This window comes from Virgibacillus sp. W0430, assembly GCF_051846935.1.
In the GTDB taxonomy this organism is placed as follows: Bacteria; Bacillota; Bacilli; order Bacillales; family Amphibacillaceae; genus JBPYCR01.
In genome coordinates, this window is sequence record NZ_JBPYCS010000005.1 from 1 (window position 1) to 12,406 (window position 12,406).

Below are 12,406 nucleotides of genomic sequence, written 5' to 3' on the forward strand. Positions count from 1 at the left end.
CAATTGTCTTAGCTTGTTTCATTTATCGTCAGCTTTCATAATAGAAAGGCTGACCTTCCGAAGAAACACGGAGGTGTTTCTTCGTCTCTTGACATACGAGTTGTTTTGTTCAGTTTTCAAGGAGCAAAATTTCTGCTATCATCAGCAGGACAATCATCATACCATTATATGAAACTTTAGTCAAGCAACTTATAAACTTTTTAAAAAAGAAAATTACTCTCAACAATAATAGATGTGCTTCAATAACAGCAAAAACAACTATACACCATAACAGCGATCTTAACAATGGGAATTTATTCCACATTAAAAATTCCACTGAAAGACTGTCTCCCTGTAGAGTCAAGCATATCACACACCCGTAAACTCGCTTCTTTTTATAACTACACTTTCTTTTCTATTCTCAAGTAAGCGATTGAACTATGAAATTATAAGGAATAAAAAACAAACTGTTAGCAAAAGCTAACGACATGATCTATTATCAGGAGTTGATTTTTATTGGCTTTCCTCTATGTTCTCTTCCATATTAATTTATTTTATTTTGACAATCCAACTATAACAAAAGGACATATAAATACTGTTCAAACAGACATTATAGAGTCGTATGAAGAAGATGTTACTGGTGACGGATTAAAGGAAACAATTGAACTCAAAGGAATACTACTGACTGAGGAAAATGCGTATTATCGAAAATTATGGGTGGACATCCGTAGTCCATATGCTAAACAATGGAAAATATCCTTCGGTGGTGGCTATGAACCTACTTTGCAATTTATCGACTTAAACCATGATGGCGTTTTAGATTTCTTTTTTCAAAGTGCTACCGGAGGAAGTGGTGGATTGTACAACTATTCTAGCTATACGCTAAAAAATGAAGCCGTTTCAAAAATACCGCTACCTAAAGATCAATATATAAAAGGTCATTTTAAAAACAACTATATAGTTGAAATACAACTCTCTCCTAATAAAGAACCCCTTTTATTTGATGCTTCCAAAAGGAGCGAAACGTATAACCGATTAAACATTTACGATAAAAAAGGAAGACTATTAGAAGCTAGGAAAAAGGTAATGATTGATCCAATCGCTTATTTTGAGCCAAAATATTTAAGTAATCGCAAAGGGTATGCTTTAAAAAGCTACCAGCAGATAAGTGGAGCGTATCATGCCGATCAACTTGGGACGATAGAGACGCTTTGGTATTTTGAAAAAGACGACTGGATAATTTTAAAAACAGAATGGAATCCAGTTAGCACGTAGAAATCAAATGCGTATATGACATCTTCCACTCGATAATAACATTCCTTTTGTACAATCAAAAAGGTTCGCACCCGCAAGCTGGAGGCGAACCTTTTATCTATGTGTACACTTAATTGGCTACAATATTTACTAGCTTGCCGGGAACTGCAATTACTTTTCGGATTGTTTTTCCTCGGAGCCATTCTTGTACCTTTTCTTGCTCAATCGCTCTTACTTCGAGCTCTTCTTTCGAAATGTCACGAGGTACATTTATTTTAGCTCTAATTTTACCCATGACCTGAATAACTATTTCTACTTCATCTTCAATCAGCTTCGACTCATCGTACGAAGGCCATGGTTCGTAAGTGATCGTGTCAGTATACCCTAATCGATTCCATAGCTCCTCACAAAGATGGGGTGCAATTGGATATAAAAGCTTTATAAACCCTTCAATATGCTGCTTGGAAATTTGATCCGATTTATATCCTTCGTTAACAAAAACCATCATTTGTGATATAGCTGTATTAAAGTGCAAATTTTCAAAATCAACGGTTACCTTTTTCACTGTTGCATGATAAACCTTCTCGAATGAAGAAACATCAGCACTCACAATTTTATCGGAAATCGTACCATCTTCTTTTACGATCAAGCGCCATACACGATCAAGAAAACGACGAGCACCATCTAGTCCGTTAGTAGACCAGGCGACATCAGCGTCCAACGGCCCCATAAACATTTCATATAAGCGTAGCGTATCCGCTCCGTGTGAAGCTACAATATCGTCAGGATTAACGACATTTCCTTTCGATTTACTCATTTTTTCATTGTTTCCACCTAAAATCATACCTTGGTTAAATAATTTCATAAATGGTTCTTTTGTAGGGACGACTCCAATATCATATAAAAACTTATGCCAAAAACGAGCATATAATAAATGCAGAACTGCATGCTCTGCCCCTCCAATATAAATATCAACCGGCAACCATTTTTTTAGAAGCTCTGGATCAGCTAATTGTTCAGTGTTATGTGGATCAATATACCGTAAATAATACCAGCAGCTTCCAGCCCACTGAGGCATTGTGTTCGTTTCTCTGCGTCCTTTCATTCCTGTTTCAGGATGAATGACATTGACCCAGTCACTATTTGCTAGCGGTGATTCTCCTGTCCCCGAAGGTTTTATTTCTGTCATTTCCGGTAACACAAGCGGAAGCTCTTCCTCTGGCAATACAGACATTGTACCATCTTCCCAATGAATAACTGGGATTGGCTCACCCCAATAACGCTGTCTGGAAAACAACCAATCACGTAAACGGTACGTTACTTCTTTCTTTCCTTTTTCGTTTTCCTCAAGCCAATCGATCATTTTAGTAATTGCTTCGTCTTTTTCCAATCCATTTAGAAAATCAGAATTTATATGTTCTCCATTACCAGTATAAGCTTCTTTCGTAACATCTCCGCCTTTTACTACCTCTACAATCGGCAGTTCAAACTTAGTGGCAAACGCATAGTCACGCTCATCATGAGCAGGTACAGCCATAATAGCGCCTGTACCATAGGACATTAATACATAATCTGCAATCCATATTGGGATTTTCTTATCGTTCACAGGATTAATTGCATATGCACCAGTGAACACACCCGTTTTCTCTTTTGTTAAATCAGTTCTTTCAATTTCTGACTTCTTCGTTATATCGTCCAAATAACTTGTAACTGCTGCTTGCTGGTCATTTGTAACAATTTCCTTTACATACGGATGCTCTGGTGCCAAGACTGCGTAGGTTGCTCCAAAAAGTGTATCCGGTCTCGTCGTAAACACGGTAAACGCTTTATTATAACCATCTATTTCAAAGGAAACTTCCGCTCCCTCTGACCGGCCAATCCAGTTGCGTTGCATATCTTTAATACTATCAGGCCAATCAAGCTCCTCTAAATCCTCAAGCAAGCGATCTGCGTATTCTGTAATTTTCAAAACCCATTGTTTCATCGGTTTTTTTACAACGGGGTGGTTCCCTCTTTCGCTTTTCCCATCAATAACTTCTTCATTTGCCAAAACCGTTCCAAGTGCTGGACACCAGTTAACATCAATTTCATCTATATACGCTAAGCCTTTTTCGTATAGCTTTGTAAATATCCACTGTGTCCATTTGTAATAAGCTGGATCGGTCGTATTAATTTCCCGATTCCAATCATACGAGAAACCAAGCTCTTGAATTTGTCGTTTAAATGTTGCAATATTTTTTTCTGTAAACGCGGCCGGACTATTCCCAGTATCAAGCGCATATTGCTCAGCAGGTAAACCAAAAGCATCCCAGCCCATTGGGTGAAGTACTTCATACCCTTGCATGCGTTTCATCCGAGAAATAATATCTGTTGCTGTGTACCCCTCCGGATGCCCAACGTGCAGTCCTGCTCCAGATGGATACGGGAACATATCCAGTGCATATACTTTTTCTTTATCAGACCGTACATTTGTTTTAAACGTCTGATTTTCAAGCCAAAACGATTGCCATTTCTTTTCTATCTCGTGATGATCATAACCCAACCTATTTTCCTCCTTTTATTGTCGAACCTATACTACACAGTGTATGTAAAAATTCGCTTTTCGAATTTGGTTGCAAGTGCATATTACTCGTACAGTGGGTGAGTCAACAATGAATTAAAAAAGTATAAAAAAAGCTACTCATCCCAGCAAAGGAACGAGAAGCTGCATCTCCCAGAGTACCACTAAACCTATCTAATCGTAAACTATTTCAACGCATTGTGAATCATAGATTTACGGCAAGCTAACAAAACTTGCAATATTTTAGAGGTGTATTGTAATATTCAGGAACAGCTTGCCTTAATCACTGTTTCTTCACCTGAAAACGTGCCCATCTAATATTTCTTTCGCTATACGAATTGTAGTTAATTGTACATATTTTGTCAAGGTAACTCAGCTACATTTCACACCATTTTTCAACACTTCATTAACTATACTATCCATAACTTCATTGTCTCAACCTGTCTATTGTACGAATCCATTTTCAATGTTTCCTTATCCGTGCTAGACTATACTAATAATAAACAAAAGGAGCTTTACAACATATGGTACGTACAACGAAAACATTTGGTGATTATGTATGTTAAAAGGAATCATTCAATATTCACATTACTTACTCGAAACTGCTATTACTACAGGAGAAACTGTAATTGATGGTACGTGTGGCAATGGCAATGATACGCTTAAACTAGCTAAGCTTGTCGGAGAAAAAGGTCACGTACTTGGCTTTGATATTCAAATGCAGGCGATCCAAAATACAAAGAAACGGATAGAAAGCGACGGATGGAACAATGTAACGTATGTCTTAGATAGCCACGCAAACGTTGCAACTTACTTAACTAAACATGAGATAACTTCTATTGGTGGGGCTATTTTTAATCTCGGCTATTTGCCGCAGGGCGATAAAACAGTTATTACAAAGGGAGCTTCTACTATCGCAGCAATTGAGGGCATCCTTCCTTTTTTAAAGAATAACGGAATTATTGTTCTCGTTATTTATCACGGACATGAAGGTGGTAAACAAGAAAAGGAAGCCGTTTTAAAATACGCCATTGAACTGGACCAAAAGCTTTATAACGTCCTTCAGTATCGATTTATCAATCAAAAAAATGATCCACCGTTTATAATTGCAATTCAAAAAAAATAATTTCAATAGCATATACTATTTTTTTTATGACTGGAGGAAAAACAACGATGATTCATGATTATAAAGGAAAATCACCAGTTATCGATCCTACTGCATTTGTTGCCAAAGATGCTGTAATTATTGGCGATGTGGAAATTAAGGAGCAATCAAGCATTTGGTTTAAAACGGTAATACGCGGAGATGTTGCACCGACACGAATTGGTAAGCGTGTAAATATCCAAGACCTCTCCCTTATTCATCAAAGTCCAAATATGCCAGTAATCGTTGAAGATGATGTCACAATCGGACATCAGGTTACATTGCACGCTGCAACAATCCGAAAAAATGCACTTATCGGTATGGGAAGTATGATTTTAGATGGGGCTGAGATTGGTGAGCATGCATTTATTGGCGCTGGCACCCTTGTTCCCCCAGGAAAAAAGATACCACCACGTACGCTCGCTTTCGGACGACCGGCAAAAGTGATACGAGAACTAACCGATAAAGATATAGATGAAATGGACCGGATTCGAAAATCATACTTAGAAAAAAGAAGCGAATATAAAAACTTAACCGACCTTGGACACGACTTTTAATTTGTTAAATTAAATAGAAACAAAAAATGAGGCAGACCTGCAAACTATACGTAATGGTAAAATTGCAAAAATGGGTTCTGCCTCATCTCGATATCTAATTTAGTGTAATTGCTTTTAGTTCTTCAACTTTATCCGTTTTTTCCCATGGGAAAATCGTATCTGTTCGTCCAAAGTGACCGTATGCAGCTGTTTTACGAAATATCGGGTTCTGTAAATCAAGCATTTTTATAATGCCTGCAGGTCTTAAATCAAATAGTTTACGAATTGCTTGCACAAGACGATCTTCATCAACATTTCCTGTTCCAAACGTATTAACAGAAATAGAAACAGGTTCAGCGACACCGATCGCATAAGCGAGCTGTACTTCACAAACATCAGCAAGATCTGCAGCTACAATATTTTTTGCAACATAGCGTGCGGCATATGCACCGGAACGGTCTACCTTTGTTGCATCCTTTCCACTGAATGCACCGCCACCATGTCGAGCGTAACCGCCATACGTATCAACAATAATTTTACGACCAGTCAGCCCTGTATCTCCTTGAGGCCCACCAATTACAAATCGCCCGGTAGGATTAATAAAGTACTTTGTTTTGTCATCCAACAAATGCGTCGGGACGACAGGCTCAATAACCTCGCGTAAAATATCTTTTTCAATCTGATCTAAAGTAATATCTTCATGGTGCTGTGTAGACACGACGATCGTATCGACCCGTACTGGTTCATCATTCTCGTCGTACTCAATCGTTACTTGCGTTTTTCCATCCGGACGAATGTAGTCTAAAATTCCTTCTTTTCTTACATCTGCTAAACGTTTAGCAAGCTTATGTGACAAGGAAATCGCAAGCGGCATCCGCTCCTCTGTTTCATTACATGCATAACCGAACATTAATCCTTGATCCCCTGCCCCAATAGCTGCAATCTCAGCCTCTGTCATATGCCCTTCCCGAGCTTCTAACGCACAGTCTACTCCTTCAGCAATATCTGATGACTGTTCATCAATAGCTGTTAACACCGCACATGTATCTGCATCAAAACCATATTTTGCACGTGTGTATCCAATATCCTTAATCGTATTGCGTACAATTGTTGGAATATCAACATATGTATTCGTTGTAATCTCCCCAGACACTAATACAAGACCAGTCGTAACGGTCGTTTCACATGCAACACGAGCAAAAGGATCGTTTTTTAAAATTTCGTCTAAAATGGCATCGGATATTTGATCACACATTTTATCAGGATGTCCTTCTGTTACAGATTCAGATGTAAATAAGCGTCGTTTCACTGACATTATAGTCCCTCCTTTAAAGGACAATATATATTTCGGCACTCTATTCATTTCATTATTCACGAAAAACACAAAAAAATTCCTTCCTGCAATCATGAGGAAAGGAATAGTAGCCTTTCGCTCTTATTGTTCAAGGAAAATCCTTGCATCAGGTTAGCACCTTTTCACTACTGTGATGGTTGCTGGGTTTCATAGGGTCTGTCCCTCCACCGACTCTGAATAAGAGTATCCGCTTAGCATTTATGCTAACGAATTAATAGTCGTATGTCAACTTAATAATCGTTTATAATAAGCTAAACTTCACAAATTCGTTAGGAATGGTTACAATCGGATATATGTCAAGTAAAATATCGAAATTATTAGTATGCACTATTTATATAATGTGTTATACTATTAGTCAGATTTAAGTAAATTGAATAAAGGAAGGTATCCCATATGAATTCGATTAAACATTCGTCTGTTTTAAATGACTTAAGCAGTAAAACGCGAATATATGAAAATTTATCTGTTCCATTATTAGTCGAGAATATTTTATCCCATCGCGAAGGGGAATTAACAGTTACTGGGGCAATACAGGCTACTACTGGTAAATATACAGGACGTTCTCCGAAGGATAGATTTATTGTTCGGGATGATGTATCGGAAGGCAACGTCGATTGGGGTGCTGTCAATCAAGCGATCGATGAGGAATCGTTCGATAAACTTTATAATAAAGTAATTATGCATTTACAAGAAAAAGATGAAATTTACGTGTTTAAAGGGTTTGCAGGAGCTGATGAAAATTATCGCCTTCCTGTTCAAGTAATAAATGAATATGCTTGGCATAACCTATTTGCTCGTCAAATGTTTATTCGTCCGTCAGAAAATGAATTAAAAGAACACGAAGCTGAATTCACTGTAATTTCGGCTCCTACATTTAAAGCGGATCCAGCAATTGATGGTACAAAATCCGAAACATTTATAATCATTTCTTTTAAAAGAAGAACCGTACTTATCGGTGGTACGGAATATGCAGGAGAAATAAAGAAGTCGATTTTCTCTGTTATGAATTATTTATTACCATTACAAAACATCCTTTCCATGCATTGCTCTGCCAACGTTGGACAGGAAGGAGACGTTGCGCTTTTCTTTGGTTTGTCTGGGACAGGAAAAACGACACTTTCTGCTGATCCTTATCGACATCTCATTGGGGACGATGAACATGGATGGGGACCAAACGGTGTCTTTAATATCGAAGGTGGCTGTTACGCAAAATGCATTGATTTATCGGAAGAAAAAGAGCCACAAATCTTTAATGCAATTCGTTTCGGTTCAGTTCTCGAAAATGTCGTGTTGGATGGAATTACCCGTACCCCAGATTATTCGGATACAACATTAACTGAAAACACCCGTGCGGCGTATCCATTAGAAAATATTGATAATATCGTTTCACCTAGTATTGCTGGACATCCAAATACGATACTTTTCTTAACTGCGGATGCTTCAGGGACATTACCACCGATTAGCAAGCTTACGAAGGAACAAGCGATGTATCACTTCTTAAGCGGGTATACAAGTAAGTTGGCGGGTACTGAAAGAGGTATTACGGAACCACAAGCAACGTTTTCAGCATGCTTCGGATCGCCATTCTTGCCTCTTGCTCCATCAACGTATGCTGAAATGCTCGGTGAAAAAATTGACCAATTTAATTCAAATGTCTTCCTTGTAAACACGGGGTGGACAGGTGGCTCATACGGCATTGGTAAACGGATGAAATTAGCTTATACACGGGCTATGGTTCATGCAGCTTTGGAAGGCGAGTTAAACACAGTAGAAACTACAAAGGATGAAGTTTTCGGTTTAAACATTCCTTTACACGTACCAGGTGTACCAGACGATGTATTAGTACCTAAAGTAGCTTGGGACGATAAGGCAGAATACGATAAAAGAGCAAAAGAGCTAGCTATGGAATTTCATAAGAACTTTGCTAAATTCACAAGAGCAAGTGATGAAATAAAGCAAGCTGGTCCTCTATATACAGGAGAATAAAGCGAAATTAACAGGAACTGGTTTCAATTATCGTCTTTGATAGTTGAGGCCAGTTTTTTTAGTTGTTTTTTACTTGCACACATAAAGCCCGAAAGCTTAATTACACCACAGCTATTCTTATAGCACTTCCATATGAAACAACATCTCCTTTCTTCTTTCATTTATTCTTCCTTAAAAACAGCCGCAAAACCAACGACACCATCTAGGCATTCACACATTTTATAAATAGTGCATACGCTATTTTGACAATATATCAAGAGTTTATGGAGGAGTTGACTGTTATGAAAAAAAAATACGGTTTTATTGCCTTTATTGCTTGCAGTTTACTTATATTTTTAACAGCATGCAATGGGAATCGTACAACAACAATTCAGCTTGCTGAAGTTACCCGTTCCTTATTTTATGCGCCGCAATATGTTGCATTGGAAAATGGCTATTTTGAAGAGGAAGGGTTAAATGTAGAATTGAAAACCACTTGGGGCGGAGATAAAACGATGACAGCTTTGCTTTCCGACAGTGCTGATATCGCTCTTGTCGGAGCAGAAACATCAATGTATGTATATGCACAAGATGCTTCTGATTACGCTGTAAGCTTCGCGCAACTTACTCAAACAGATGGTACATTTCTCGTTGCTAAGCAACCAAATGATGACTTCGTTTGGGAGGATTTACGCGACAGTACTTTTTTAGGACAACGAAAAGGTGGTATGCCGCAAATGGTTGGAGAGTTTGTATTAAAAAAACATGCGATCGATCCTCATTCAGATCTTAACTTGATTCAAAATATTGATTTTGCCAACATTCCAGGTGCATTTGTTTCAGGTGAAGCAGAATATGTTCAATTATTTGAACCGACCGCTAGCGTTTTTGAAAAGGAAGGTAAAGGTCATATCGTTGCTTCCTTCGGAGAAGAATCAGGCCATGTACCTTATACCGTTTATATGGCTAAGCATAACTTTATCAATGAAAATCAAGAGGTCATTAACAAGTTTACAAAAGCAATCTATAAGGCACAGCAATGGGTTAATGAAAATAAATCTAAAGATATAGCAACATTAATCCAAACTTACTTTGAAGACACAGACCTTGATGTGTTAACAGCTTCGATCGATCGCTATAAAAGCCAAGGTTCCTTTGCTACAGACCCAATTCTCGGAGAAGATGAGTGGAATAACTTACAGCAAATTATGGAAGAAGCGGGGGAGCTGCCAAATAATGCGCCTTATGAAGAACTTGTAAATACAACAATAGCCGAGGAAATAATTTCAAATTAAGGAGGGATTCGATTGGCATACCTGACCTTGGATAAAGTCTCTCACCATTATTTTTCAAAAAATAACGATACGAAAGCGTTGCATGCATTATCGTTTTCAGTAGAACAAGGCGAATTCATCTCAATACTAGGTCCGAGCGGGTGCGGTAAATCAACGATTCTATCCATCATTGCCGGTCTAATTAAACAGACGGAAGGAAATGTTTTATTAAACAATGAAAAGATAACTGATTCTAGTTTAGCGATCGGCTATATGTTGCAGCAGGATTATTTATTTCCTTGGAAAACAATCCTTAATAATGTGTTATTAGGTCCTAAAATTGGAAAAATGAACAATAGTAAATTACGGGATGAAGCAATTGAACTATTAAAAGAAGTTGGGTTAGCCGAAGTAATCAATGATTATCCCAGCTCTTTATCTGGAGGTATGCGCCAACGAGCAGCATTGGTTCGTACATTAATTACGAATCCGGAAGTTTTGTTACTTGACGAACCTTTTTCAGCACTCGATTATTTAACGAAACTAAGGTTAGAGAATCTTGTTTCTAAATTATTAAAAACATATAAAAAAACCGCAATCCTAGTAACCCATGACATCGGTGAAGCCATATCTATGAGCGATCGAATTTTCCTAATGAAGGCCAATCCCGGTTCAATTGCAAAATCATTTGAAGTACCTATTGAATTAAGAAATGAAAAGCCTTTTTACGTGCGGCGCCATCCAAAGTACCAATTTCTATTTGACAAAGTATGGAATGAATTAAATAAGTCTGAGTCAACGTCAGCTAGGGCGAAGGGGATGTCTGAATAACATGAATGATAAAAGCGAAACGTATCATTATGAACAATTTCAAAAAAACGTAAAACGAGAAAAACGAATTGTTCTCTTTTGGCAGCTCCTACTATTTATTAGCTTTATTAGTTTATGGGAAATTGCAAGCAGGTTTTATATAATTGACCCGTTGCTTTTTAGTTCACCTACGAGAATATTTCGTCTACTTAACGATAAGTTTTCGGACGGAACAATCATCGCTCATTTGCAAGTCACTTTGTTTGAAACGATACTCGGCTTTATAATCGGTACACTTGCCGGAATCATTATCGCGTCCGTCCTTTGGTCGTCTCTCCGGTTTTCTAAAATAATGGATCCGTATTTAGTCGTAATGAATGCAATGCCGAAAGTTGCCTTAGGTCCAATCATTATCGTTGCGTTTGGTCCTAACTATTTATCCATTATTACGATGGGTGCTATTGTATCGGTAATTATAACAACATTAGTTGTCTATTCAGCATTCAAAGAGGTGGATCCAAACTATGAAAAAGTATTAAAAAGCTTTGGTGCTACACGATGGCAATGCTTTAAAGAGGCAGTCTTTCCTGCAACACTTCCGACAATGATTTCAACATTAAAAGTAAACGTAGGTTTAGCTTGGGTAGGGGTAATTGTTGGTGAGTTTCTTGTTTCCAGTGAAGGACTTGGCTATTTAATAATTTATGGCTTCCAAGTATTCGATTTTACATTAGTTATGTCAAGCTTACTCTTAATTGCAATCTTTGCAGCAATTATGTATAAAGTCGTTGAGAAATTAGAGAGGGTTTTGATAAAACATACCGTCTAAAGCAGAATAAACAGAGGATATCGCTAAATGCAAGATGCCTCTGTTTATTCCTAACAGTATATAGTTGTTCATCCGCTGTTTACGTTTATAAATCTATAATCTAATGCGAAGGGATTAATAAAAAATGCACTCATTTTATTAGTACGAAGAGCGAACTACAGAGTAAATTCATTCCATTGCTCTTTAATTCGTTGTAAGCAATACGCAAGAACATCGTCCTTCATCATAAAGCTAAATAAAGAATGGTGCTTTATATTAGTTGGAAGATGTTGTAAAAAAACCGGGCCATTCGTTTCATAATATGTTTCTTGCTCCGTTAAATGGGGGACATCGGCGAAGTAAACATTTTTTATCACATCTCCGTTTTTACCAGCTACATAATATTGCCCTATATAATTTATTTGTTTTACGACTCCGCCTGTTTCTTCCATTACCTCTCGAACCGCAGCTTGCTCTGCCGTTTCACCAGCTTCGACCTTTCCACCTGGAAATTCAATGCCACGATCTTTATGCTCCGTTAGAAGCCATTGCCCATTACTTTTACAAATAACCCAAACATGCTTTGGATTTTTTGAAAAAGGATGATCTTCAAACGATAAATTCACTTTATTATTATAATAATCTTTAAATGTATACATATTATCAACTGCCTTTATTCGGTACACTTTACTCACTATACCTTAAAAATAGCAAATGTAAAC

10 protein-coding genes and 1 riboswitch are annotated in these 12,406 nt (G+C 37.6%); of the genes, 7 read left to right on the forward strand and 3 right to left on the reverse strand.

The window, feature by feature from the left end; translation table 11 throughout:
- Nucleotides 1-495: 495 nt before the first annotated feature.
- Nucleotides 496-1,254: a hypothetical protein gene (locus ACLIBH_RS03930; RefSeq protein ID WP_439315393.1), complete on the forward strand. Its 759-nt coding sequence runs from the start codon at nucleotides 496-498 to the stop codon at nucleotides 1,252-1,254.
- Between the two features lie 109 nt (nucleotides 1,255-1,363).
- Here ACLIBH_RS03930 and leuS read toward each other — a convergent pair whose 3' ends face one another.
- The gene (gene leuS, locus ACLIBH_RS03935) at nucleotides 1,364-3,775 is read right to left on the reverse strand and encodes a leucine--tRNA ligase (protein WP_439315394.1); all 2,412 of its coding nucleotides are present in this window, start codon (nucleotides 3,773-3,775) and stop codon (nucleotides 1,364-1,366) included.
- 577 nt (nucleotides 3,776-4,352) lie between these two features.
- Here leuS and ACLIBH_RS03940 point away from each other — a divergent pair.
- Both ACLIBH_RS03940 and ACLIBH_RS03945 read left to right on the forward strand, forming a co-directional pair.
- Nucleotides 4,353-4,919 carry a class I SAM-dependent methyltransferase gene (locus ACLIBH_RS03940; RefSeq protein WP_439315395.1) on the forward strand — a complete coding sequence of 189 codons (567 nt, stop codon included), beginning with the start codon at nucleotides 4,353-4,355 and terminating at the stop codon, nucleotides 4,917-4,919.
- A gap of 47 nt (nucleotides 4,920-4,966) precedes the next feature.
- Complete coding sequence (locus ACLIBH_RS03945; protein WP_439315396.1) at nucleotides 4,967-5,494, forward strand: gamma carbonic anhydrase; 528 nt, start codon at nucleotides 4,967-4,969, stop codon at nucleotides 5,492-5,494.
- Nucleotides 5,495-5,588: 94 nt separating this feature from the next.
- Here ACLIBH_RS03945 and metK read toward each other — a convergent pair whose 3' ends face one another.
- On the reverse strand, nucleotides 5,589-6,788 hold the full coding sequence (gene metK / locus ACLIBH_RS03950; RefSeq protein WP_439315397.1) for a methionine adenosyltransferase: 1,200 nt from the start codon (nucleotides 6,786-6,788) through the stop codon (nucleotides 5,589-5,591).
- Between the two features lie 117 nt (nucleotides 6,789-6,905).
- Nucleotides 6,906-7,011, reverse strand: a riboswitch (SAM riboswitch).
- A gap of 209 nt (nucleotides 7,012-7,220) precedes the next feature.
- On the opposite strand from metK, the gene pckA reads away from it, so the two are divergent.
- From pckA to ACLIBH_RS03970, 4 genes are all read left to right on the forward strand, one after another.
- Nucleotides 7,221-8,813 (forward strand): phosphoenolpyruvate carboxykinase (ATP), encoded by a 1,593-nt coding sequence (pckA, locus tag ACLIBH_RS03955; protein ID WP_439315398.1) that lies wholly within the window; start codon nucleotides 7,221-7,223, stop codon nucleotides 8,811-8,813.
- A gap of 281 nt (nucleotides 8,814-9,094) precedes the next feature.
- Nucleotides 9,095-10,087 (forward strand): ABC transporter substrate-binding protein, encoded by a 993-nt coding sequence (locus ACLIBH_RS03960; RefSeq protein ID WP_439315399.1) that lies wholly within the window; start codon nucleotides 9,095-9,097, stop codon nucleotides 10,085-10,087.
- A gap of 12 nt (nucleotides 10,088-10,099) precedes the next feature.
- Nucleotides 10,100-10,897 carry an ABC transporter ATP-binding protein gene (locus ACLIBH_RS03965; RefSeq protein WP_439315400.1) on the forward strand — a complete coding sequence of 266 codons (798 nt, stop codon included), beginning with the start codon at nucleotides 10,100-10,102 and terminating at the stop codon, nucleotides 10,895-10,897.
- Between the two features lies 1 nt (nucleotide 10,898).
- Entirely contained in the window at nucleotides 10,899-11,705 is an 807-nt protein-coding gene (locus ACLIBH_RS03970; protein ID WP_439315401.1) for an ABC transporter permease, read from the forward strand.
- A gap of 155 nt (nucleotides 11,706-11,860) precedes the next feature.
- Here the strand turns inward: ACLIBH_RS03970 and ytkD are convergent, their stop codons facing one another.
- A complete protein-coding gene (gene ytkD / locus ACLIBH_RS03975; RefSeq protein ID WP_439315402.1) occupies nucleotides 11,861-12,343 on the reverse strand; it encodes an RNA deprotection pyrophosphohydrolase in 483 nt (160 codons plus the stop codon).
- Nucleotides 12,344-12,406: the final 63 nt, after the last annotated feature.

Coding starts and splice junctions, on each gene's coding strand:
- ACLIBH_RS03940 (WP_439315395.1), top strand. CDS start 4,353: ATGTTAAAAGGAATCATTCAATATTCACATTACTTACTCGAAACTGCT.
- ACLIBH_RS03945 (WP_439315396.1), top strand. CDS start 4,967: ATGATTCATGATTATAAAGGAAAATCACCAGTTATCGATCCTACTGCA.
- metK (WP_439315397.1), bottom strand. CDS start 6,788: ATGTCAGTGAAACGACGCTTATTTACATCTGAATCTGTAACAGAAGGA.
- pckA (WP_439315398.1), top strand. CDS start 7,221: ATGAATTCGATTAAACATTCGTCTGTTTTAAATGACTTAAGCAGTAAA.
- ACLIBH_RS03960 (WP_439315399.1), top strand. CDS start 9,095: ATGAAAAAAAAATACGGTTTTATTGCCTTTATTGCTTGCAGTTTACTT.
- ACLIBH_RS03970 (WP_439315401.1), top strand. CDS start 10,899: ATGAATGATAAAAGCGAAACGTATCATTATGAACAATTTCAAAAAAAC.
- ytkD (WP_439315402.1), bottom strand. CDS start 12,343: ATGTATACATTTAAAGATTATTATAATAATAAAGTGAATTTATCGTTT.